This is a genomic window from Gordonia sp. BP-119 (genome assembly GCF_016924115.1).
In the GTDB taxonomy this organism is placed as follows: domain Bacteria; phylum Actinomycetota; class Actinomycetes; order Mycobacteriales; family Mycobacteriaceae; genus Gordonia; species Gordonia hongkongensis.
The window spans coordinates 1-22,108 of the sequence record NZ_JAFFZF010000059.1 but is presented as its reverse complement, the minus strand read 5'-3'; the positions used below and the strand labels follow the sequence as shown (position 1 = coordinate 22,108).

Here is a 22,108-nt window from a genome sequence, read left to right as displayed (position 1 = left end):
ACCCGGCCGGGCCACGGTCTTCGTGTAGAAATCCGACACCGTTTCAGGGTCTCGGAGTGGTCACCGGCCGGGAAGGCTCACACAAACCAGCATCCCCTGCAGGACGCCGATCCACCCCCATTAGGGTCCTGGCGAGACACGTTGCGGCCCTTCGTGGCTCGCTTCGCGCGCACCTCAGGGAGCATAGGTCGCGCTCAACGCCTCAGGGAGCATTGGTCGTGCTCAACGCTTCTCAGTCCTCAGGGAGCGGGATCCGATGTCGCCAGACTCAAGCAGAAGCCGGGCCCACCAGCCGTTCGGCGGCGTCGACACCGGCGGCGAGGACGATGTGCAGGACCGTCAGCAGCGGCACGTCGTCGAGCTGGCTCGCCGGAAACGTGTAGTACTGCAACACATCTGTGGTGACCCCCGCACGGTCGGAGCGTCGGAGGCTGCCGAAGCTGAGCTGGGCGGCGCACGCCTCGACGTCGTCCCGGAGCGTCGGGGTGTTGGGCAGGTCCATCGCAACCATCTGCGTCAGGGCCAGTACGTCGAGCCCGTCGGCCAGCGTGAGCACGCGGATGGAGGCACGCGTCGGACCGACCTGCACGACGAGGGAGTCGGCGTCGGGTCGGTCGACGGGACCGAGTTCGGCGACGATCTGCGCGGTCCGGTCGAGGAGCGCGGCGGCGTCGGTCACGACGGCTTCACCCCGCCGAATCGCCGGTCGCGCGATGCGTATTCGAGGCAGGCTGCCCACAGGTCACGCCGGTCGAAGTCCGGGAAGAGCTTCTCCTGGTAGACCATCTCGGCGTACGCCGACTGCCACAGCAGGAAGTTCGAGATCCGCTGCTCCCCCGACGGACGCAGGAACAGGTCGACGTCGGGCATGTCCGGCTCGTCCAGGTACCGCGCGAAGGTCGACTCCGAGATGCGCTCCGGGTCGATCTCGCCGCGCGCCGCGCGTCGCGCGATCTCCCGTGCGGCGTCGGCGATCTCGGCACGACCGCCGTAGTTGACGCACATCGTGAGCGTCATGACGGTGTTGTCGCGGGTCATCTCCTCGGCGATCTCGAGTTCCCGGATCACGCTGCGCCACAACCGGGGTCGGCGTCCGGCCCAGCGCACCCGGACGCCCATCTCGTGCATCTCATCGCGTCGACGGCGGATGACGTCGCGGTTGAAGCCCATGAGGAACTTCACCTCGTCGGGGCTGCGCGACCAGTTCTCGGTGGAGAACGCGTAGGCGGAGAGCCAGCCGACCCCCAATTCGATACAGCCGCAGACGGTGTCCATCAACACGGCCTCGCCGCGCTTGTGCCCCTCGGTGCGCGGGAGCCCGCGATCGGTGGCCCAGCGCCCGTTCCCGTCCATCACCAGCGCCACGTGCTTGGGCACGAACTCGGCGGGGATCGCCGGGGGCCGGGCACCGCTCGGATGTGGACCGGGGGGACGGACATCCGTCCGGAGGCTCGCGGCCTTGCGTCCCTTCGCCGAACTACCCGGCCGCAACGCCATCGTCGACCCTCCTCACGCCCGTGTCCACACCCGTCTCCATCAGCCTATGAGGGGCGGTGCGTTCGATCAGCGGCAGGGTTCGGAGCTGGCGTTCCAGATGCCACTGCAGATGCGCGGCGGTGAGTCCGCTGGCCTGGCGACGCAGCGACGGCGTGGCGTCGACGACCTCATCCCACCGACCGCGGAACAGGGCTTCCATGAGGTCGAGCACGCCGGGCGAGGGGGTCGCCGATCCGGGTGGCCGGCACGGCAGACAGACGGCGCCGCCGGCGGCGACGTGGAAAGCGCGGTGGGGGCCGGGCGTCGCGCACCGCGCGCACTCCTCGAGCGCCGGCATCCAGCCCGCGCTGTACATCGCGCGCAGCAGGTAGGCGTCGAGGATCAGTTCTCGCGGCCGGCGGTCGTCGGCCAGCGCGGCCAGCGCCCCGACCGTCAGCCGGTGCAGCTGACGGGTGGGCGCTCGTTCCTCGCCTGCGAGCCGTTCGGCGGTCTCAAGGACCGCGCAGGCCGTGGTGTAGCGCCCGTAGTCGGCGACGATGGCGTCGGCGAAGGCGTGCAGGCTGTGGACCTGGGTGACCACGTCGAGGCTGCGGCCGGGATACAGATGTACGTCGATATGGGCGAAGGGTTCGAGCCGGGCGCCGAACTTCGACCGCGTCCGCCGCACGCCCTTGGCGACCGCGCGCACGAGACCGTGTTCGGCGGTGAGCAGCGTGATGATGCGGTCGGCTTCGCCCAGCTTGTGCTGGCGCAGCACGACGGCCTCATCCCGGTAGAACCTCACCGCGACATTCTCCCATCGGGTACCGACACGACGTGCCCCGACATGCCCGCCGGCCTACCCCGGATCGATGTCGAACGAGGTCAGCGGCCGCAGCAGCGAGCGCTTCTTCTCGACGTGACCACCCATCCGGTCGAGGATCGACGTCAACGCCTCGATGGCCTCGACGATGTAGGGCCCCTTGTTCAGCATCACGCCCTCCGCACGCCGGCTCATCGCGGCGTCGGTGACCTCGGCCCGGGACGGCACGCCCTTCTTGGCCAGTCCGTCGAGCACCTGCGTCGCCCAGATGACCGGCACATGCGCTGCCTCACACAGCCAGAGGATCTCCTCCTGCACTTCGGCGAGCCGGCCGAACCCGACCTCGACGGCGAGGTCGCCGCGAGCGATCATGACCCCGACCGCGTCCCAGCGCATCGCCTCGAGCAGCATCTGCGGGAGCGACTCGAAGGCCGCCCGGGTCTCGATCTTCAGCACGATGCCCACATCGGACGCACCGCGACGGTTCAGTTCGCCGATGAGGTCGGCCACGTCCTCCGGCGACCGGACGAACGAGCAGTTCACCATGTCGGCATGTGCCGCGACGAACTCGAGGTCATCGCGGTCCGACGCGGTGAGCGCCGGGATGTGCAGTGTCGTGTCCGGGAGGTTGATGCCTTTCTCGGCGCGGAGTTTCGTCCCGTCCGGCGCGGCACGCTCGACGTCGACCACGATCTCGCCATCGACCTTCTCCCGCACTCGCCCGGCGATCTTGCCGTCGTCGAACAACACCCGATGGCCCGCCTCGACGTCGTCGAAGGCGTCCCCGAGCTCGCATCCGATCCGGTGCGGCCCGGTCCGGGTCGCCGGGGTCGGCGTGAGGTCGCGCTGCAACCGGAGCTCGTCACCGGTGCGCACGAGCAGATGCTGACGCTTCTCGGGCAGATCGTCGACGACGATCGGAGCGGCGTCGGCAGAGCCCGACAACCCGATCGGCGTACCCGTCTCGTAGTAGACGGTGCGATCGCATTCGACGTCGATCCCCGCCTCGGACACCGCGACCACCTCGAGTCGCCGTCGGCGACCACGAGCGTCCCGTAGGCGCAACCGGTCTCCCTGCACGACGTCGGCGAGTGCGCGTACCGGGATGACCGCGTCGATGCCGTCGGGCAGGCGTGCGCCGGGGTCGAACGGTGCGGCACTGAGCCGCACCCGCGACCGCCGTTCGACGGTGCCATCGTCGGCGCGGACCGGTTTGACCTTGATCACCTTCGGTCCCGGTTCGAGCGGGCCGGTGCGCAACTTCGGACCGGCGAGATCCATGGCCACCCGCACCCGGCCGGGTAGAGCACGCACCGACTCGATCATCCGCGCCCATTCGGCCGGGCCGTCGTGTGCGCAGTTCACCCGCGCGACGTCCATTCCGGCGGCACCCATGGCGCGGACGAGGTCGGGGTCGTCGGCGGCCTGGGTCGGCATCGTGACCATCACACGGGTGGCCCGCTCGCCGTGCTCGTCACCGGGTCCGTCGGCGATGGCGTCATCGCCGCCACCGGGGTGCACGCGCCCGAGGAGCCGGTCGCGATTACGCGTCAGGGTCCGCACCCCGCCCGCGAGGTCACCCCAGATCGGATGCCGGGTGCGACCCTCGGCCAAGGCGTCCACCGTTTCGATCACCGTCTCGATCCACGAATAGACGATCGACTCCATCCGGCCGAGACTCGACAGTCCGTGCGCGGACATCGACTCCTGCAGCGGACGCAGATCGCGGCGTCGTACCGCGACGTAGTGCACGAGGTTGCGGGCGCTGTCCCGGTGCTGGTCGGCGACGGCGGCGATGAGCGATTCGGCCTGCACCTCGGCGCGGTCGAGGTCGTCGCGCAGTTCGTGCAGGGCCGAGGACAATTCGGGGATCGACATGACGACGGGGGTACCCATCCGGCCACCGTGTCAGACCCAGGTGAACGGTCGGGGCGAGGCGGCGCCGCCCGTGTCAGCCGGCGTTGACGATCTTGTCCAGCTTCGGCGGCAGCGTCATCCCACCCGGGTATCGGTGCCAGCCCTTGCGGTCGTAGAACTTGGTGCCGAGCAGACCGAGGAGCACGCCGACGAGCAAGCCGATGAAGCACTGGATGATCGATCGGCCCAACCCCGCCGACAGGTCGGCGTCGAAGTACAGGACCGCACGCACACCGAGGTAGATCACGTGCATCGGCTCGATCGCGGCGATCCACTCGAAGAGGCGGGGACTCGCCTCCAGCGGTAGCGTCCCGCCCGACGACGGCAGGCCGAACACCACGAAGAAGAGCAGATTGAACAGCAGACCGGGGTTGCCGAACACCGCCATCATCGCGCTCGCGCTCACGCCGACGGCGAAGATGCCGAGGACCGAGAGCATCCAGAGCACGAAGCCGTTCGGGATCGACGTCCCGACCATCGCGCCGACGGCGATGAACAAGGTCGAGAGCACCACCGCGACCAGGAACATGATCGTCCACTTCGCCGCGAGCGTCGCCCACCGGCTGATCGCGAGCCGCTCGCGCAGCTGATAGAACGGCCCGTATTCGATGGGGGTCTGGCCGAGCATGCCGTCGACCACGATGCTGACCATCATCGCCCCGGTGAAGCCGGCGAGCACGAGCAGCAGGGTCAGGTAGAACGCTGACAATCCATTGCCCGCACCCTCCGGGAGCGGAGTCGGCTCGGACACCTCGACGGCCACCGGGCTCGCGAGCGCGAGCTGCGCCGCGCCGGTGAAGGTGATGTCGTTGCGCTCGAGCTGGGTACGCACCTGTTCGGTCAGCTGCGCGCCCACCTGCTCGTTGACCCGTTCACGGACCTGATCGGCGAGGGTGGTGGTGATCGACGACGCGAACGCCCCGGAGCCCCGGTTGATGAAGATGTCGATGGTCGGTTTCGCCGGTTCGGCGGTGAGGACCGTCGACCGGCCCAGTGCGACCGCCCGATTCGTGAAATTGGACCCGACGACGATGACGCCGTACACCTTGCCGCTGTTGAGTTCGGACAGCGCGGTCGAGCGGTCGGTGCGGGTCACGACGATCCCATTCTGCGCCGCCGAGGAGATGATGCCCTCGGCGACCTGGTCGCCGAAGTTCTGCGGCGTGGACTGTCCGTCTGCGTTCTGCACCTCACCACCCGCGTCCTCCTGCACCAGGGCGACGGGGAAGTCGTGGAGGTGACGCTGCGGGTCGACCACCGCCGCCATGTACAGCGCGGCCATCAGCGAGAACATCACTGCGACGAGAGCCAACGGTGCCAGCCAGAAACGCGGCGATCCGAGGACGCCGGCGATCGTGCGACCGGTCGGCTGGTCGGTGTCTGGCGCCTCGTGCGCTCCCCTACCGGTATCGTCCCCCGGCTGTTGTGGCGATTCGTGCGTTCCCATCGGCGTACCTCCCCGCAGGCCGCCCCTGCCGGCGCCAGGCCGTCAGGAACACGCTGCTAGAAACCCAATCGACGCAACTGCTTGGGGTCGCGTTGCCAGTCCTTGGCGACCTTCACGTGCAGATCCAGGTACACCTTGGTGCCCAGCAGCCGCTCGATCTGTGCGCGGGCAACTGTACCGACCTCCTTCAGACGCGCGCCCTTGCGGCCGATGATGATGCCCTTCTGGCTGTCGCGTTCGACGAACAGCACGGCGTGGACATCGACCATCGGCGGTAGGTCGGGGTCGCGGTCCTCACGATCGATGACCTCTTCGATGACGACGGCCAGCGAGTGCGGCAGCTCGTCGTGCACCCCCTCGAGCGCGGCCTCGCGGATGAACTCCGCCATCAGCACCTGTTCGGGTTCGTCGGTGAGTTCGCCGTCCGGGTAGAACGCGGGGCCTTCCTCCATGAGGCTCACGAGCACGTCGGACAGCACGTCGAGCTGCTTGCCCGACTTCGCCGACACCGGAATCACTTCCGAGTCCGGCCCGAGTACCTGCGACAGTGCGAGCAGCTGTTTGGCGACCTGCTCCGGCCCGACCCGGTCGATCTTGGTGACCACCCCGACGATCGTCGTGCGCGGCGCCATCTCGCGGACCTGCGAGATGATCCACCGGTCACCCGGACCGATGGCCTCGTCGGCCGGTATGCAGACTCCGATCACGTCGACCTCGGAGTAGGTGTCGCGGACGAGGTCGTTCAGGCGCTGACCCAGCAGGGTGCGCGGTCGGTGCAGGCCCGGGGTGTCGACGAGGATCAGCTGGGCGTCGGGCCGGTTGACGATCCCGCGGATGGTGTGGCGGGTGGTCTGCGGACGATTCGAGGTGATCGCGATCTTCTCGCCGACCAGGGCGTTGGTGAGCGTGGATTTGCCGGTGTTGGGCCGGCCCACGAAACAGACGAAGCCCGAACGGAACTCAGGCATCCGCGCGCCCCAGCCGCTGCTGAGGACGACCCGCGGTGTCGGTGAGGACCGCATAGGCCTCCGGGCTCAGCTCGTGCAGGGTGTCCAGGCCCGGGTCGCCGGCGTCACCGTTGACGACGACCGCCGCCTCGAAGGAGCGGGCGCCGCTCGAGATCGCCGACGCCACCGCGACCTGGAGTCCGGTGAGGGTCAGCGAGCGGGTCCGCACGTCGGCCCCGGCGTAGGTGCGACCGTCGCCGTCCCGGACCGCCGCGCCCGAGGGCGACTCGGCGCGCGCCAGCGCACCTCGGGCGAGCACCACGAGCTTGCGATCCTCGTCGGAGAGGGTCTCGGTCACTGGTTCATCCTTGCTCTCGACTCGCCTGCGCGCTCCTGGCCGGCGGTGTCCGTGTCCTGGTCCTCGTGGGCGTTGCCCGTGGTGCGCTCGGCACGTCCCTGCGATCGACTCGACTGCCCGCCGTGCTCGTCGCGTCGGGAATCCTCGTCCGGGTCGGGGACCCGGGTGACCAGCACCGTGATGATGCGTTGGCGCCCTTGGCGATTGGGCCCACCCTCGGCCACCAGCTGCAGCCCGTGCGACTCGACCCGGGCGCCGGGCAGTGGCACCCGCCCCAGTTCCAGACCGACGAGTCCGCCGACCGTCTCGACCTCTTCCTCGGCGATCTCGACACCGAACAGCTCGCCGAGATCCTCCACCGGCAGTCGTGCCGACACCCGGTACGACCCGTCGCCCAGGTCTTCGACCGGTGCGAGTTCGTCGATGTCGTACTCGTCGGTGATCTCGCCGACGATCTCCTCCAGCACGTCCTCGATGGTCACCAGCCCGGCGATGCCGCCGTACTCGTCGACGAGCATCGCCATGTGGTTGCGCTCGCGCTGCATGTCGGCGAGGACCCGGTCCAGTGGCTTGGAGTCGGGGATGAACTCGGCCTCGCGCATCACGTCGACCACGCGGAGGGTCGTGGGATCGATCCGCTGGGCGACCGTGCGCGCCACCAGATCCTTGAGGTACACGATGCCCAGGACGTCGTCGGTGTTCTCCCCGATCACCGGGATCCGCGAATGTCCGGACCGCGTCGCGAGACTCGTGGCCTGCAGCGCGGTCTTGTCAGCCTCGATCCACACCATCTCCGGGCGCGGGACCATCACCTCGCGGGCACTGGTGTCGCCGAGGTCGAAGACCGACTGGATCATCCGGCGCTCGTCGGCCGCGACGACGCCCGAGGCCTCGGCCAGGTCGACGACCTCGCGCAACTCGACCTCGGTGGCGAACGGACCGTTGCGGAACCCGCGACCCGGGGTGAGGGCGTTACCGATCAGGATCAACAGCCGGGTCAGCGGTTTGAGCAGCACGCCGAGCGCGAACAACAGGTACGACGACGACAGCGCGATCGTGTACGCGTGCTGCCGGCCGAGCGTGCGGGGGCCGACGCCGACGGCGACGTACGAGACGACCGTCATGGCGGCGATGGCCACCGCCAGTCCCCCGCCGACGCCGATCAGCTGCGTCGCGGCGACCGCGACGAGCGCGACCGCCGCGGTCTCGCACACGACTCGGAGCAGCACCACGAGGCCGACATAGGTCGCACGCGCCTCGAGGATGCCCGCCAGGCGGCGCGCACCGGCCCGCCCTTCCCGGACCATGTCGTCGACCCGGGCGTTCGACACCGTCGACACCGCGGTGTCGACGGCCGCGAAGACGCCGCCCACCACGATCAACACGACTGCCGCCACGATGAACCAGTAGTCGGAGGTCACCCTCGGTCCTCCTCGGACCGCGACTGCTCGGGCACCGACTGGGCACCGGGGGTCGGTGAATCTCCCTCGGCTCCGGTGAACCCGATGTTGGACAGCAGCCGGGAATCGCGGTCGGTCTGTCGTTGCTCCTGGGCGCGACGGTGACGTTCGGCGTAGAACGCGTCGAGGATGCGGTTCTGCAGTCCGAACATCTCGCGCTCCTCCTCCGGCTCGGCATGGTCGTAGCCGAGGAGGTGGAGCACTCCGTGGATGGTCAGCATGGCGAGCTCGTGCTCGAAGGACCGCTTGGCCTCGCGCGCCTGTTTCCGGGCGAAGTCCGGGCACAACACGATGTCCCCGAGAATCGCCGGACCCGGGTCGGTCGCATCCGGCCGGCCGCCGGGCACCAGTTCGTCCATCGGGAAACTCATGACATCGGTCGGACCGGGCAGGTCCATCCACTGGACGTGCATGTCGGCCATGGTGTCCTCGTCGACACACAGCACCGACAGCAATGCGGCCGGGTTCACGTCCATCGCGGTGACCGCGAAACGCGCGGCGTCGATGATCAACTCGGCCGGGACCTCGACCCCGGATTCGTTGGCCAGTTCGATGCTCATGAGCGACGACCCTGCGCCGCTGCCCGGCGTGCGGCGCGATTGCCGCCGATGGCCGTGTTGGGCAGACCCCGCTGCGCCTCCTCGGCTCGCCCGTAGGCGTCGACGATGTCGGCGACCAGGCGGTGCCGGACCACGTCCTGGCTGGTGAGGCGGGCGAAGTGGATGTCGTCGATGCCCTCGAGGATCTCCGACGCGGCGAGGAGACCGCTGCGGGCGCCGCCGGGCAGGTCCACCTGCGTTACGTCACCGGTCACGACGACCTTGGAACCGAAACCGAGGCGCGTGAGGAACATCTTCATCTGCTCGCTCGTGGTGTTCTGCGCCTCGTCGAGGATGATGAACGCGTCGTTCAGGGTGCGGCCGCGCATGTAGGCCAGCGGCGCGACCTCGATGACCCCGGCCGCCATCAGCTTCGGGATCGCGTCGGGGTCCATCATGTCGTGCAGCGCGTCGTACAGCGGGCGCAGGTACGGGTCGATCTTCTCGCTCAGCGTGCCCGGCAGGAAGCCGAGACGTTCGCCGGCCTCGACCGCCGGCCGCGTCAGGATGATGCGGTTGACCGACTTCGACTGCAGCGCCTGCACGGCCTTGGCCATGGCCAGATAGGTCTTGCCGGTGCCGGCCGGGCCCAGTCCGAAGACGATGGTGTGCTCGTCGATCGCGTCGACATAGTGCTTCTGGTTGAGTGTCTTGGGCCGAATCGTCTTGCCGCGGCGCGACAGGATGTCCAGTGACAGCACGTCGGCGGGCGATTCCTCGGTGCCGTCGGACAGCATCGAGACGCTGTGCCGGACGAGATCTGGTGTCAGCGGGGTTCCGCGCCCGACGAGGTCGACGAGTTCGGCGATGACGCGCTCGGACGCGGCTACCTCGGCGGGTTCACCGGTCAAGGTCACCTGGTTGCCGCGGACGTGGATGTCGGCGGGCAGGAGCTGCTCGAGGGTACGCAGGTTGACGTCACTCGCGCCGAGCAGCCCGAACACGACTCCGGGAGAGACTTCGACAGTGGATGTGACCCCAGACCGGCGCGGCTGCGTACGGCTGGATTGCCCGCTCTGGTCGGGGTTGTCGTCACTCACGTATGAAATCACTCCTGGTGTTCTGGTCCGGATGGATGTTCGGTTCTGGATGCGGCGCCCCCGGACGACGCGGTCGCGGCGGCTGGGGTGTGGTCAGTGTATCGCGGTGCAACAGCCGATCAGCAGGCAATATTTCCGTCAGATCCCGAGCACGCGGATCGTCTGTCGCGTGCCGACGCTGCGCGGGTCGACGAAGGCGTCGTGCCCCTCACCGGGGACGACGATGAGTTCGGCGGACTGTCCGCGTGCGATCGCGGCGTCGACGTACCGGCGGCTGGACTCGACCGGGATCAGGTCATCGGCGTCGCCGTGGATCGCGACGACGTGGGCGTCGACCACCGGTGCCAGCAGTGGTGAGGCGTCGGAGTAGCGGCGCGGCGACTCGCTGAACGGCCGACCCATGAACGCCCGCACCGACTCCCGGTCCGCTGCGCCGACGGTGTCGAGCACGGCCGCCTGGGCGATCACGGTGGTGATGGTGGCCGTGGCGGTCCGGGCTCCGAGCTGACCGACGGCCCAGACCGCGAGCTGACCACCCGCGGAATGCCCGACGACCGCGGTCGAGGCGAAGTCGACAGCGCCGGGCGGGAGCAGGTCGCGGACGGGACCGTCCAGGGCACCGAGCGCGTCGAGGACATCCCGGCCGGTATTCGGCCACCCGCCGCCCTCTTCACCCACCCGGCGGTACTCGATGTTCCACACCGCCGCCCCGCGTTCGGCGAGCATCCGGGCGATCGCGGTCTGGGTCGTCGACCCGAACTCGACAGACCAGGACCCGCCGTGGACAAGCACCACGAGCCGCGTCGGCGTCGCGGCGTCGAGCCCCTCGGAAGGCACGTACAGGTGCCCGAATTGGGAAGGCGCAGAGCCGTATTCGATCTTGGTCCGACGCACCGAACGGCGTCCGACGACACTCATCGGGCCCACCGGCGGGTGAGCACCCCGATCGCACCGAGGGCCACCGCGGCGGCCGTCGACGTACGCAACACCTCGGGGCCGAGCACGACCGAGTGCGCACCGAGCGCGGTCAGGTCGGCGACCTCGCCGGCGTCGAGTCCGCCCTCGGGCCCGACCACGAGCAGGATCTCGGTGGCGTCGGCGAGGGGTAGCCGGGCCAGGGGCTGCGCGGCTTCCTCGTGCAGGACGGCGACGACCCCTCCCCGCGCGACGACGTCCGCGCAGCGGGCCCGGACGTCGATGGTGGTCGCGAGGTCGGTGATCTCCGGAATCCATGGTCGACGGCTCTGTTTGGCAGCTGCCGAGGCCGCGGCCCGCCATTTGGCAACGCCCTTGTCCGCCTTGCCCGTCCACCGCGACACGCACCGCAGCGCCTGCCACGGCACGATGACGTCGGCGCCGGCCTCGGTGGCGAGGTCGACCGCGAGCTCGGACCGCTCCGACTTCGGGAGCGCCTGCACCACGGTCACCTGCGGGGTCGGGCGAGCCTCGAACGCGAGGTCGTGGACGGTCGCCACCAGTGTGTCCTTGGCGGTGATCTCCCGGATCTCGCAACCGCCGACCGAGCCGGCGCCGTCGCCGACGAGGACCCGTTCGCCGACGCCCAGCCGGGCGACGGTGACCGCGTGACGACCCTCGGGACCGCTCAGGATCAGGTCAGCGCCGGGCGCGGGCACGGAGTCCGCCCAGAACAGCGGTGGACTCACCGCGTACCCGCCGTCCCGAACGCGAACATCCACTCGGAGATCGCCGCCGCGGACACCAGGTGCCTACTTCCCGGCGAACGCGTTGCGCAGCCGCGAGAAGAGGCCGCCGGGCGCCGCGGCCGCCGAGGTGTTGACGACCTCGATCTCGTCGGCGGCGATCTTGCGGTACTTCTTCAGTGCTTCGGTCTGCGCCGCATCGAGTCTGGTCGGTACGACGACGTCGAGGTGGACGTGCATGGTGCCGCGCACACCGGAACTGACGTGCGGCATGCCCTGCCCGCGCAGCTTCACGATCTGGCCCGGCTGCGTGCCGGGCGCGACCGTCACGGTGACCGGATCGCCGAGAATCGTCTCCACCTCGAACTCGGCACCGAGCGCGGCGTCGGCCATCGGGACCTTGACGGTGCAGTGCAGGTCGTCTTTGTCGCGCAGGAACACCTCGTGCGGCCGTTCGGCGACCTCGACGTACAGATCGCCGGCCGGGCCGCCGCCGAGACCCACCTCACCCTGCCCGGTGAGGCGAACCCGCATGCCGTTCTCGATCCCGGCGGGGATGCGCACGGTCATCGTGCGTCGCGAGCGGTAGCGTCCGTCGCCGCCGCACTTGTGGCAGGGGTCGGGGATGACCTCGCCGACGCCGTGGCAGGTCGGGCACTCGCGCACGGTCATGACCTGCCCGAGGAAGGAGCGCTGCACCGACTGGATCTCCCCGGCGCCCTTGCAGATGTCGCAGGTGACCGGCTTGCTGTCGCCGTTGGTTCCCGAGCCGGTACACACGTCGCAGAGGACCGCGGTGTCGACGGTGATCTCCTTGGCGACCCCCTTGGCGCACTCGGCGAGATCCAGGGTCACGTTCACCAGCGCCGGCTCACCCGGCTGGACACGGGACTTGGGTCCGCGGCCCGAGCCGAAGCCCCCGCCACCGCCACCGAACGCACCGCCGTTGCCGAAGAACGCCTCGAAGACGTCCCCGAATCCGCCGCCGCCACCGAAACCGCCGAAGCCGCCCGCACCGGCGCCGGCCAGCGGATCACCGCCGGCGTCGACGATGCGACGCTTCTCCGGATCGGTCAGCACCTCGTAGGCGGTGCTGACCTCTTTGAACTCGTCTTCTTTGCCCGGGTTGACGTCGGGGTGCAGCTCCCGCGCCTTCTTGCGGTAGGCGCGCTTGAGCTCCTGATCACTGGCGCCCTTCGCCACTCCCAGGATTGCGTAGTAGTCACGTGCCACGGTTGTAGTGATCCTTCGGTCTCAGTTGGTGCCTGGCGGCGGGTGCTCTCACGATCGCGCGACGCGCGGGTGGACCGGCCGTCCCCGTCGTCGTCCCGGCTCGGTGTCGCGAGCGGCCGCCGTCGACGCTGCGGTATGCCCGACAGCGATCATGGAAAAACAGCGATCATCGTTCGGCGAGCACCTCGCCGATGTACTTGGCAACGGCCGCCACCGAGGCGATGGTTCCCGGATAGTCCATCCGTGTGGGGCCGAGCACACCGACGCCGCCGAACACGGTTCCCGAAGCACCGTACCCTGTCGACACGACCGAGGTGCCACGCAGGTTCTCGGTCCGGGTCTCCTCGCCGATCTGCACCGTGACCTGGCCCATGTCCTGGGTCGTCGCCAAGATCTTGAGCACCACCACCTGCTCCTCGAGCGCCTCGAGAACGGTGTCCATCCCGCCGACGACGGGGGTGAAGTCGGCCGCCGACCGCGCGAGGTTCGACGTGCCGCCGAGCACCAGCCGGTCGTCACCGCGTTCGACGAGGGTCTCCACCAGCACGGTGGCGATGTTGAGGACCGCTCCGCGCAGATCCTCAGGCGCGGAATTGGCGAGCTCGGCCACCGCGGCCGACGCGGCTTCGAGGCGTTTGCCGTGCAGTGCGGCCGAGAACAGATCGCGCAACCGGGCGATCTCGTCCTCATCGTGGTCTTCGTTCAGCGCCACCATGCGCTGTTCGACCCGGCCGTTGTCGACGATGACGACCAGCAGCAGGCGCGACGGCGACAGGGTGACGACCTCGAGGTGACGCACGGTCGCCGCCGACAAGACCGGGTACTGGATGACCGCGACCTGTCTCGTCAGCTGGGCAAGGAGCCGCACCGAGCGCCGGAGCACGTCGTCGAGGTCGACGCCGGAGTCGAGCACCGAGAGGATCGCCCGGCGCTCGGCGGCCGACAGCGGCTTGATCTCGCTGATCCGATCGACGAACATCCGGTAGCCCTTGTCGGTGGGTACCCGGCCGGAGCTGGTGTGCGGCTGGGTGATGTATCCCTCTGCCTCCAGGACCGCCATGTCGTTGCGGACGGTGGCACTCGACACCCCCAGCTGGTGTCGCTCCACGAGCGCCTTCGAACCGATCGGTTCCTGCGTGTCGACGTAGTCGGTCACGATCGCACGCAAGATCTCGAAGCGACGATCATCGGTGGTAGACACGCGGCACACCTCCTGACTCGGGTCCCTGCCATACAGTTGGGTGCGTTCCATAGTACGAAATGGGATCGCGATCACCGTGCCACGGCGTGGTGTCGCGCACTGACCGTCGACGCGTCGTCGCAGATCAGCAATCGTCGAGGCACGGGCGTCGGAGGAGTTCGCATGATCTTCAAGGGGGTGCGGGAGGGCAAGCCCTATCCCGACCACGGGCTGTCGACGCGCGGCTGGGCCAAGATCCCGCCGCGGCAACTCCGGCTCGACCAGCTGACGCCGATCACCAAGGTCCTCGCCTTGGACAAGCTCCTCAGCGAGGACTCCACCTTCTACGGCGACCTGTTCGCCCACGTCGTGCGGTGGGAGGGCGAGCTCTACCTCGAGGACGGACTGCATCGCGCGGTGCGGTCGGCGCTGCGCAACCGGCACATCATCCACGCGCGCACCCTCGACCTCGACGCCCTGGACCTGTCCGACGTGGCCAAACCCCTCGACGAGCAACTCGAGGACACCGCCGAGATCCCGGCGCGCCGGCCCCCGACCACGCCCGACGGCCCCGGTGCGCATCGGCGCGGTGCGCGATCGACGGGCTGGACGAGTCCGCCTCGCCCCGATCAGAGCTGGTAGGCCGACAACCGGCCCCGCGTCAGCCCCAGAGCACGCGGCGGATCACGCCGTCGGCCAGCAACCGACCCGCGTCGGTGAGCACGTAGGCGTCGTCGGCCGCGGTGAGCAGTCCATCGGCAGAGAGTTGCTCGGCATGCGCAGTCTCGGCGTCGTCGAGGAGATCGCGCGGCAGTCCGCTGCGGCATCGGGTGGTCAGCATGACGGCCTCGAGGTGTCGGTCCGCGGGGGTCAGCTGTTCTGCCGAAGCGATCGGCAAGACCCCGTCCGCCAGCGACTTCGCATAGCGCGCGGGATGTTTGGCGTTCAGCCAGCGCACGCCCGCGACGTGGGAATGCGCCCCCGGACCGATGCCCCACCAGTCGTGGCTGTGCCAGTAGGCGATGTTGTGACGACACACCGACTTCTCGCCGCGCGCCCAGTTCGACACCTCGTACCAGTCGAGTCCGTCCGCACGCAGACGACGGTCGAGGATCTGATAGCGGTCGGCAAGGACGTCGTCGTCGGGTGCGGGCATCTCCCCGCGCCGGATGCGGCGAGCGAGCGCGGTGCCGTCCTCGACGATCAGCGCGTAGGCCGACACATGGTCGACCCCGGCGTCGAGCACCGCATCAACGGTGGCGTGCAGGTCGGCGTCGGTCTCGCCGGGCGTGCCGTAGATCAGGTCGAGGTTGACGTCGTCGAACCCGGCCGCTCGTGCCTCCCTGGCGGCCGCAACCGCCCGACCCGGGGTGTGCGTGCGATCGAGCAGCCGGAGCACGTGTGCGGCGGCCGACTGCATGCCGAGCGAGATGCGGGTGAAACCGGCGGAGCGGAGGTCGTCGAAGAACTCCGGCGAGGTCGACTCCGGATTCGACTCGGTGGTGATCTCGACGTCGTCGGACAGGTCGAAGTGGACCCGGACGGCGTCGAGGAGTCGTGTGAGGCCGTCGCCGCCGAGCAGCGACGGCGTGCCCCCGCCGACGAAGATCGTCGAGACCGGCCGGCCGGGGGCCAGCATCCGCGACGCCGCCTCGAGTTCGCGGGCGACCGCGTGCTGCCACGATTCCGGCGACGACGACGAACCGAGTTCGCCCGCCGTATAGGTGTTGAAGTCGCAGTATCCACACCGGGTCGCGCAGAACGGGACGTGCAGGTACAGCGCGAGAGGCACGTCCGCGTCGACGTCGCGGCACGCAGCGGCGACCAGGTCGGCTGCGATGGTGGTGGTGTCGACCTTCACCGTTCCATGATGCCGATCGCGGCGGCGTGGGAGGAAATCGTCGCCCCGATCGGGAACAGCGCGGTCCTCGACGGCGTTGTGCGGCGCAGGCAGGTGTGGAGGCCGGCCCGGTTTCCATCATCATGATGGAAAATAACCCCAAGTAGACGAGCCGATAGGGAGCGTGGCACTATGGACCGCGTGATTTTCCCCGGGGTGTGGCTCGCAGCTCGCCGCCACATTGATCTCAAGCGCGTCAACAGCGCTTTCTGTCGCATCTAGCGACGTCTCGGCCCCGATTTGTCCCCGATTCCCTGGGGATGCCGGCACGTTTCAGCCCGTAACTCGTGCAACGAACGCCGGCCCTGTGCGCCGGCACAGGAGAGTTCATGACGTCCACCACCGACGCCCCCGCCGCTTCCGGTCCGGGTGCACCGAACGACGCTGCCGCTGCAGAGCCGGCCGCCGCGAAGCCCGCGCGCCCGGCCCGCAAGGCCCGTCCGACCAAGCGCCGCGCCGAGGGTCAGTGGAAGCTCGGTTATCGCGAGCCGCTGAACCCCAACGAGCAGGTCAAGAAGGACGACAACCCGCTCAACGTGCGTGCGCGCATCGAGAACATCTATTCCAAGCAGGGTTTCGACTCGATCGACAAACAGGACCTGCGCGGCCGGATGCGCTGGTGGGGTCTCTACACCCAGCGCGCCGAGGGTTACGACGGCACCTGGACCGGCGACGAGAACATCGACATCCTCGAGGACAGCCACTTCATGATGCGGGTGCGCTGCGACGGCGGTGCGCTCAACGTCGCTCAGCTGCGCACCCTCGGTGAGATCTCCACCGAGTTCGCCCGCGACACCGCCGACCTCTCCGACCGGGAGAACGTCCAGTACCACTGGATCCGCATCGAGGACGTCCCGACCATCTGGGAGCGCCTCGAGGGCGTGGGGCTGCAGACCACCGAGGCCTGCGGCGACTGCCCCCGCGTCGTGCTGGGTTCGCCGCTCGCCGGCGAGTCCCTCGACGAGGTCCTCGACCCCACCCCGGCCATCGACGAGATCGTCCGCCGCTACATCGGCGACCCGAAGTACTCGAACCTGCCGCGCAAGTTCAAGACCGCGATCTCGGGCCAGCAGGACGTGGTCCACGAGATCAACGACGTCGCGTTCGTCGGCGTCGTGCATCCCGAGCACGGCCCCGGACTGGACCTCTGGGTCGGCGGCGGATTGTCCACCAACCCGATGCTCGCCCAGCGCGTCGGCGCCTGGGTGCCGCTCGACGAGGTGCCCGACGTCTGGGAGGCCGTGGTCTCGATCTTCCGCGACTACGGGTACCGGCGTCTGCGCGCCAAGGCGCGGCTGAAGTTCCTCATCAAGGACTGGGGCATCGAGAAGTTCCGCCAGGTGCTCGAGGACGAATATATGGGGCGCAAGCTGATCGACGGCCCGGCGCCGGAAAAGCCGGAGCGTCCGATCGACCACATCGGTGTGCAGAAGCTGAGCAACGGACTCAACGCGATCGGCTTCTCCCCCATCGCCGGTCGCGTCTCGGGCACGATCCTGACCAAGACCGCCGACGCGGTCGCCGCGGCCGGTTCCGACCGTGTGCGCTTCACCCCGTACCAGAAGCTGATCGTCCTCGACGTCCCCGACGACAAGGTCGAGTGGCTGATCGACGAGCTCAAGCCGCTCGGCCTGCACGGCCGGCCCACGCGGTGGCGCCGGAACCTGCTGGCGTGCAGCGGCATCGAGTTCTGCAAGCTGTCGTTCACCGAGACCCGCAAGCGCTCGCAGGTCCTCGCCCCGGAACTGGACGAGCGGCTGGCCGACATCAACGCGAAGCTCGACGTGCCGATCACGGTGAACATCAACGGCTGCCCCAACTCCTGCGGACGGTCGCAGATCGCCGACATCGGCTTCAAGGGACAGCTCGTCGAGGACGCCGACGGCAACCAGACCGACGGCTTCCAGGTCCACCTCGGCGGCAGCCTGGGCCTGGACTCGGGTTTCGGTCGCAAGTTGCGCCAGCACAAGGTGCTGGGTACCGAACTGGGCGACTACATCGAGCGCGTGGTCCGCAACTTCGTCGACCAACGCGAAGAGGGTGAACGGTTCGCGCAGTGGGCCGTTCGTGCCGATGAGGAGGCGCTGCGATGACCATCGAGACCACCACCCGTACGGGCCGGCGCTTCAGCGAGGACCAGCTGCGGGACATCGCCGAGAAGGGTGCTGCGGACCTCGGTTCCGACGCCACCCCGGAGGAATTGATCCGCTGGACCGCGCAGACCTTCGGCACCAACTTCGTCGTCGCGTCGAACATGCAGGACGCGGCCCTGGTCGACCTCGCCGTGAAGAACATCGACCGTGAGTTGCTCGACGGCGACCCGGTCAAGGTGCTCTTCCTCGACACCGGATACCACTTCGCCGAGACCATCGGCACCCGCGACGCCGTCGAGCAGGTGTACGGCGTGGAGATGGTGAACCTGACCCCCGAGCACAGCGTCGCCGAGCAGGACGAACTGTTGGGCCGCAACCTCTTCGCCCGCGACCCGGGCGAATGCTGCCGACTGCGGAAGGTTGTGCCGCTCAAGGCCGGGCTCGCCGGGTACGACGCGTGGATCACAGGCATCCGTCGTGTGGAGGCACCGACTCGGGCCAACGCCCCGCTCATCTCCTTCGACGAGGGCTTCGGACTGGTCAAGATCAATCCGATCGCGGCCTGGTCCGACGAGACGATGCAGGACTACATCGACACCAACGGCGTGCTGGTGAATCCGCTCGTCGACGAGGGATATCCCTCGATCGGGTGCGCACCGTGCACCGCCAAACCCGAACCCGGATCCGATCCGCGCAGCGGCCGCTGGGCCGGTCGCGCCAAGACAGAATGTGGGCTGCACGCATGACCGTGACCGAAACACCGTCCGTTCCGGCGACGCCCGGCGTGGCCGCTGCCCAGACGAGCGGCGCCGCCGCGGAGGCCGACGAGTTCACCACACTCGACGCCCTGGAGTCCGAGGCGATCCACATCTTCCGCGAGGTCGCGGGAGAGTTCGAGCGGCCGGTGATCCTGTTCTCCGGCGGCAAGGACTCCACCGTGCTCCTGCACGTCGCGCTCAAGGCGTTCTGGCCTGCGCCCCTGCCCTTCTCGCTGCTGCACGTCGACACCGGGCACAACCTGCCCGAGGTCCTCGAGTTCCGTGACCAGGTCGTGGAACGGCACAACCTGCGGCTGCACGTGGCCAAGGTGGAGGACTACCTCGCCGACGGCCGGCTCACCGAGCGCCCCGACGGGGTCCGCAACCCGCTGCAGACCATCCCCCTGCTCGACGCGATCACCGAGAACCGTTTCGACGCGGTGTTCGGCGGTGGTCGGCGCGACGAGGAGCGGTCGCGCGCCAAGGAGCGGATCTTCTCGCTGCGCAACGCCTTCGGCCAGTGGGACCCGAAGCGACAGCGCCCCGAGCTGTGGAACCTCTACAACGGCCGCCACGCCCCGGGCGAGCACGTGCGGGTGTTCCCGCTGTCGAACTGGACCGAGCTCGACATCTGGCGCTACATCGCTCGCGAACAGGTGCTTCTCCCGTCGATCTACTACGCCCACGAGCGCGAGGTCTACCAGCGCGACGGCATGTGGATGACCTCGGGAGTCTGGGGCGGTCCCCGCGAAGGCGAAGAGGTGCAGCGACTCTCGGTGCGCTACCGCACCGTCGGCGACGGCTCCTCGACCGGCGCGGTCCTGTCCGACGCCACGGACAACGAGGCCGTGCTCGCCGAGGTCGCCGCGTCGCGGCTGACCGAGCGTGGCGCCACCCGTGGCGACGACCGGGTCTCCGAGGCCGCCATGGAAGACCGTAAGCGCGAAGGATATTTCTGATGAAGCACGCTCCTGATCTCCTCCGCATCGCGACCGCGGGCAGCGTCGACGACGGTAAGTCCACGCTGGTGGGCCGCCTGCTGTACGACACGAAATCCGTTCTGGCCGACCAGATCGACGCGGTCACGAAGGCGTCGGTGGACCGCGGTCTCGACACCCCGGACCTGTCGCTGCTCGTCGACGGGCTGCGGGCCGAGCGCGAACAGGGCATCACCATCGATGTCGCCTACCGCTACTTCGCCACTCCCGCGCGCTCGTTCGTGCTCGCCGACACCCCCGGGCACGTCCAGTACACCCGCAACACGGTGTCGGGTGCGTCGACTGCGCAGCTGGTGATCCTGCTCGTCGACGCCCGCACCGGCGTCGTCGCCCAGACCCGCCGCCACGCCGCGGTGATGGCCCTCCTCGGCGTGCCCCAGCTGGTGCTCGCGGTCAACAAGATCGACCTCGTCACCGATCAGGCGTCGGTGTTCGCCGAGATCTCCGCTGAATTCGCCGAACTCACCCGGTCGCTGGGCTGGTCCGACGAGCAGGTCACCGCGATCCCGGTGTCGGCGCTGCACGGCGACAACGTGGCCCACCGCTCGGAGACCACCGCCTTCTACGACGGGCCGACACTCATCGAGCATCTCGAGACCGTGCCCAATCTGGTGGAGCGCAACGACGTCGGCCTGCGGTTCCCGGTCCAGTACGTCATCCGTCCCCGCACGCCGGAACACCCCGACTACCGTGGTTACGCGGGTCAGATCGCCGCCGGCCGGGTCTCCGTCGGCGACGAGGTGGTCGTCCTGCCGTCGGGGCAGCGGACCACCGTCAGCCAGATCGACACCGCCGACGGCGAATTGCCCACCGCGCACACCGGACGCAGTGTCACGATTCTGCTGGCAGACGACGTCGACATCTCGCGCGGCGACCTCATCGCCGCCGCCGCTGACGCCCCGGAACCGTTGCAGCAGTTCAGCGCAACGGTCTGTTGGCTCGCCGAGAAGCCGCTGCGCCCGGGCGCTCGCCTGCTCCTCAAGCACGGCACCAAGACCACCCAGGCGATCGTCGGCGCCCTCGACGCGCTGTTCGACGAGCAGAACCTCGCCCTGGTGGAGGCTCCGGAATCGGTGGAGCTCAACCAGATCGTGCGGATCTCGGTGCAGACCGCCGAGCCGATCCCGGCCGACGACTACCAGGTCAACCGGGAGTCGGGCAGCTTCCTGGTCATCGACCCGCAGGGCGGGAACACGCTGGCCGCGGGCCTCGTGGGCGACGCCTTGGCGCCGCTCCATCTCAAAGAGTTGGTGTGACACCGACTCTCGTCCTCGCCGCACACGGCAGTCGCGATCCGCGCTTCGGCGCGACCGCGCGCCGTGTGCGGAACGCCGTCGCGTCGAGCCTGCCCGGTGTCGAGGTGGTGCTTTCCTATCTCGACCTCGACGAGCCACTCGTGGGCGACGTTCTCGGACAGCTCGACGGGGCGCATTCGACGCACCACGGTCCGGTCGTCGTACCGATGCTGCTGTCGGCGGGGTACCACCACAAGATCGACCTACCGTCGATCATCGCGTCGCGACGACCGACCGCCCGGCAGACCGACGTCATGGGGACCCGGTCGTTGGCCGGGGCACTGGCGGACCGTCTGATCGAGGCCGGCCTCGGCCCGCACGACGGTGTGATCCTGTCCGCGGTCGGGTCCTCCGACCCGGCCGCCGATCGTTCGGTGCGCCTACGGGCGATCGAACTGTCGACACGGCTCCACCGTCCGGTCGAGGTGGTCTTCGCGACCAAGCTGGGGCCGCACGATCGCGCCGTCGTCTCGGCCGTGCGCCGACTCCGCGCCGGCGGTGCCCGACGTATCGCGGTGAGTCCGTACTTCCTGTCGGCCGGACTGCTCACCGAGCGGGTCGAGTCGGCGCTCGACGCCCTGGTCGACGACACCCTCGTCGCCGGTCCCCTCGGCACCCATCCGGACGTCATCGAGGCGATCGGGTCGCTCTACCGCACGGCGGCGGATCAACGAGTGGTGCCCGCTGGGTACCACCCCGCTCCTTGAGGGGACCCTCAGGTCCCAGCCCCTGCTCCCTGAGGTGCGAGGAGCGCAAGCCGCCGGGCCGAGCAAGCGACGAAGGAGCGCGTCGAGGTCGACGAGAGGGTCCTATAGCTTGTCAAGTGCTCCGAGGTCAGTGGTGAGGTCGCGGAACACTTCGCGGGCGATGTAGCGCTTGAGGCAGCGGAGGATGTCTTTCTTCGTTTTGTGTTCGGCGGAACG

General features: G+C 69.0%; 21 protein-coding genes. 6 read left to right on the top strand and 15 right to left on the bottom strand.

Annotated elements, in window-relative coordinates; all coding sequences use genetic code 11:
- Window positions 1-268: 268 nt before the first annotated feature.
- From JW364_RS22415 to hrcA, 14 genes are all read right to left on the bottom strand, one after another.
- Window positions 269-679 (bottom strand): hypothetical protein, encoded by a 411-nt coding sequence (locus JW364_RS22415; RefSeq protein ID WP_068970366.1) that lies wholly within the window; start codon window positions 677-679, stop codon window positions 269-271.
- Complete coding sequence (locus JW364_RS22410; protein WP_205333891.1) at window positions 676-1,497, bottom strand: isoprenyl transferase; 822 nt, start codon at window positions 1,495-1,497, stop codon at window positions 676-678. The genes JW364_RS22415 and JW364_RS22410 overlap by 4 nt, the downstream gene beginning before the upstream one ends.
- Complete coding sequence (gene recO / locus JW364_RS22405; protein WP_055475472.1) at window positions 1,478-2,281, bottom strand: DNA repair protein RecO; 804 nt, start codon at window positions 2,279-2,281, stop codon at window positions 1,478-1,480. Before recO ends, JW364_RS22410 begins: the two co-directional genes overlap by 20 nt.
- Before the next feature lie 54 nt (window positions 2,282-2,335).
- Window positions 2,336-4,195 (bottom strand): pyruvate kinase, encoded by a 1,860-nt coding sequence (locus JW364_RS22400; protein WP_205333890.1) that lies wholly within the window; start codon window positions 4,193-4,195, stop codon window positions 2,336-2,338.
- 55 nt (window positions 4,196-4,250) lie between these two features.
- On the bottom strand, window positions 4,251-5,663 hold the full coding sequence (locus JW364_RS22395) for a YhgE/Pip domain-containing protein (protein WP_205333889.1): 1,413 nt from the start codon (window positions 5,661-5,663) through the stop codon (window positions 4,251-4,253).
- 56 nt (window positions 5,664-5,719) lie between these two features.
- The gene (era, locus tag JW364_RS22390; protein WP_205333888.1) at window positions 5,720-6,631 is read right to left on the bottom strand and encodes a GTPase Era; all 912 of its coding nucleotides are present in this window, start codon (window positions 6,629-6,631) and stop codon (window positions 5,720-5,722) included.
- The gene (locus JW364_RS22385) at window positions 6,624-6,968 is read right to left on the bottom strand and encodes a hypothetical protein (RefSeq protein ID WP_078112894.1); all 345 of its coding nucleotides are present in this window, start codon (window positions 6,966-6,968) and stop codon (window positions 6,624-6,626) included. The genes era and JW364_RS22385 overlap by 8 nt, the downstream gene beginning before the upstream one ends.
- Window positions 6,965-8,389, bottom strand: coding sequence for a hemolysin family protein (locus JW364_RS22380; protein WP_205333887.1), 1,425 nt, complete (start codon window positions 8,387-8,389; stop codon window positions 6,965-6,967). Before JW364_RS22380 ends, JW364_RS22385 begins: the two co-directional genes overlap by 4 nt.
- Window positions 8,386-8,988 carry an rRNA maturation RNase YbeY gene (gene ybeY, locus JW364_RS22375; protein ID WP_165629855.1) on the bottom strand — a complete coding sequence of 201 codons (603 nt, stop codon included), beginning with the start codon at window positions 8,986-8,988 and terminating at the stop codon, window positions 8,386-8,388. The genes JW364_RS22380 and ybeY overlap by 4 nt, the downstream gene beginning before the upstream one ends.
- Window positions 8,985-10,067, bottom strand: coding sequence for a PhoH family protein (locus JW364_RS22370; RefSeq protein WP_055475523.1), 1,083 nt, complete (start codon window positions 10,065-10,067; stop codon window positions 8,985-8,987). The genes ybeY and JW364_RS22370 overlap by 4 nt, the downstream gene beginning before the upstream one ends.
- Window positions 10,068-10,205: 138 nt before the next feature.
- Window positions 10,206-10,985, bottom strand: coding sequence for a S9 family peptidase (locus JW364_RS22365; protein ID WP_159371111.1), 780 nt, complete (start codon window positions 10,983-10,985; stop codon window positions 10,206-10,208).
- A complete protein-coding gene (locus JW364_RS22360; RefSeq protein ID WP_205333893.1) occupies window positions 10,982-11,731 on the bottom strand; it encodes a 16S rRNA (uracil(1498)-N(3))-methyltransferase in 750 nt (249 codons plus the stop codon). The genes JW364_RS22365 and JW364_RS22360 overlap by 4 nt, the downstream gene beginning before the upstream one ends.
- 63 nt (window positions 11,732-11,794) lie before the next feature.
- Window positions 11,795-12,961 (bottom strand): molecular chaperone DnaJ, encoded by a 1,167-nt coding sequence (gene dnaJ, locus JW364_RS22355; protein ID WP_205333886.1) that lies wholly within the window; start codon window positions 12,959-12,961, stop codon window positions 11,795-11,797.
- 166 nt (window positions 12,962-13,127) lie between these two features.
- Entirely contained in the window at window positions 13,128-14,162 is a 1,035-nt protein-coding gene (hrcA, locus tag JW364_RS22350; RefSeq protein WP_010841232.1) for a heat-inducible transcriptional repressor HrcA, read from the bottom strand.
- 162 nt (window positions 14,163-14,324) lie between these two features.
- Here hrcA and JW364_RS22345 point away from each other — a divergent pair, with 162 nt between their 5' ends.
- Window positions 14,325-14,783, top strand: coding sequence for a type II toxin-antitoxin system VapB family antitoxin (locus tag JW364_RS22345; RefSeq protein WP_205333885.1), 459 nt, complete (start codon window positions 14,325-14,327; stop codon window positions 14,781-14,783).
- A gap of 19 nt (window positions 14,784-14,802) precedes the next feature.
- Here JW364_RS22345 and hemW read toward each other — a convergent pair whose 3' ends face one another.
- Window positions 14,803-16,002, bottom strand: coding sequence for a radical SAM family heme chaperone HemW (gene hemW, locus JW364_RS22340; protein WP_205333884.1), 1,200 nt, complete (start codon window positions 16,000-16,002; stop codon window positions 14,803-14,805).
- Between the two features lie 368 nt (window positions 16,003-16,370).
- On the opposite strand from hemW, the gene JW364_RS22335 reads away from it, so the two are divergent.
- The 5 genes from JW364_RS22335 to JW364_RS22315 are packed head-to-tail and all read left to right on the top strand — an operon-like array spanning window position 16,371 to window position 21,892.
- Window positions 16,371-18,134 carry a nitrite/sulfite reductase gene (locus JW364_RS22335; RefSeq protein ID WP_205333883.1) on the top strand — a complete coding sequence of 588 codons (1,764 nt, stop codon included), beginning with the start codon at window positions 16,371-16,373 and terminating at the stop codon, window positions 18,132-18,134.
- A complete protein-coding gene (locus JW364_RS22330; RefSeq protein ID WP_205333882.1) occupies window positions 18,131-18,880 on the top strand; it encodes a phosphoadenylyl-sulfate reductase in 750 nt (249 codons plus the stop codon). Before JW364_RS22335 ends, JW364_RS22330 begins: the two co-directional genes overlap by 4 nt.
- A complete protein-coding gene (cysD, locus tag JW364_RS22325) occupies window positions 18,862-19,851 on the top strand; it encodes a sulfate adenylyltransferase subunit CysD (RefSeq protein ID WP_176455919.1) in 990 nt (329 codons plus the stop codon). The genes JW364_RS22330 and cysD overlap by 19 nt, the downstream gene beginning before the upstream one ends.
- Entirely contained in the window at window positions 19,851-21,146 is a 1,296-nt protein-coding gene (locus JW364_RS22320) for a sulfate adenylyltransferase subunit 1 (RefSeq protein WP_078112901.1), read from the top strand. The genes cysD and JW364_RS22320 overlap by 1 nt, the downstream gene beginning before the upstream one ends.
- Entirely contained in the window at window positions 21,143-21,892 is a 750-nt protein-coding gene (locus JW364_RS22315) for a sirohydrochlorin chelatase (RefSeq protein ID WP_055475486.1), read from the top strand. The genes JW364_RS22320 and JW364_RS22315 overlap by 4 nt, the downstream gene beginning before the upstream one ends.
- Window positions 21,893-22,108 lie beyond the last annotated feature (216 nt).

Bases quoted from the DNA above. Each gene is read 5' to 3' on its own strand.
- JW364_RS22410 (WP_205333891.1), bottom strand. From the start codon at position 1,497: ATGGCGTTGCGGCCGGGTAGTTCGGCGAAGGGACGCAAGGCCGCGAGC.
- JW364_RS22400 (WP_205333890.1), bottom strand. From the start codon at position 4,195: ATGGGTACCCCCGTCGTCATGTCGATCCCCGAATTGTCCTCGGCCCTG.
- JW364_RS22395 (WP_205333889.1), bottom strand. From the start codon at position 5,663: ATGGGAACGCACGAATCGCCACAACAGCCGGGGGACGATACCGGTAGG.
- era (WP_205333888.1), bottom strand. From the start codon at position 6,631: ATGCCTGAGTTCCGTTCGGGCTTCGTCTGTTTCGTGGGCCGGCCCAAC.
- ybeY (WP_165629855.1), bottom strand. From the start codon at position 8,988: ATGAGCATCGAACTGGCCAACGAATCCGGGGTCGAGGTCCCGGCCGAG.
- JW364_RS22365 (WP_159371111.1), bottom strand. From the start codon at position 10,985: ATGAGTGTCGTCGGACGCCGTTCGGTGCGTCGGACCAAGATCGAATAC.
- JW364_RS22345 (WP_205333885.1), top strand. From the start codon at position 14,325: ATGATCTTCAAGGGGGTGCGGGAGGGCAAGCCCTATCCCGACCACGGG.
- JW364_RS22335 (WP_205333883.1), top strand. From the start codon at position 16,371: ATGACGTCCACCACCGACGCCCCCGCCGCTTCCGGTCCGGGTGCACCG.
- JW364_RS22330 (WP_205333882.1), top strand. From the start codon at position 18,131: ATGACCATCGAGACCACCACCCGTACGGGCCGGCGCTTCAGCGAGGAC.
- cysD (WP_176455919.1), top strand. From the start codon at position 18,862: ATGTGGGCTGCACGCATGACCGTGACCGAAACACCGTCCGTTCCGGCG.
- JW364_RS22320 (WP_078112901.1), top strand. From the start codon at position 19,851: ATGAAGCACGCTCCTGATCTCCTCCGCATCGCGACCGCGGGCAGCGTC.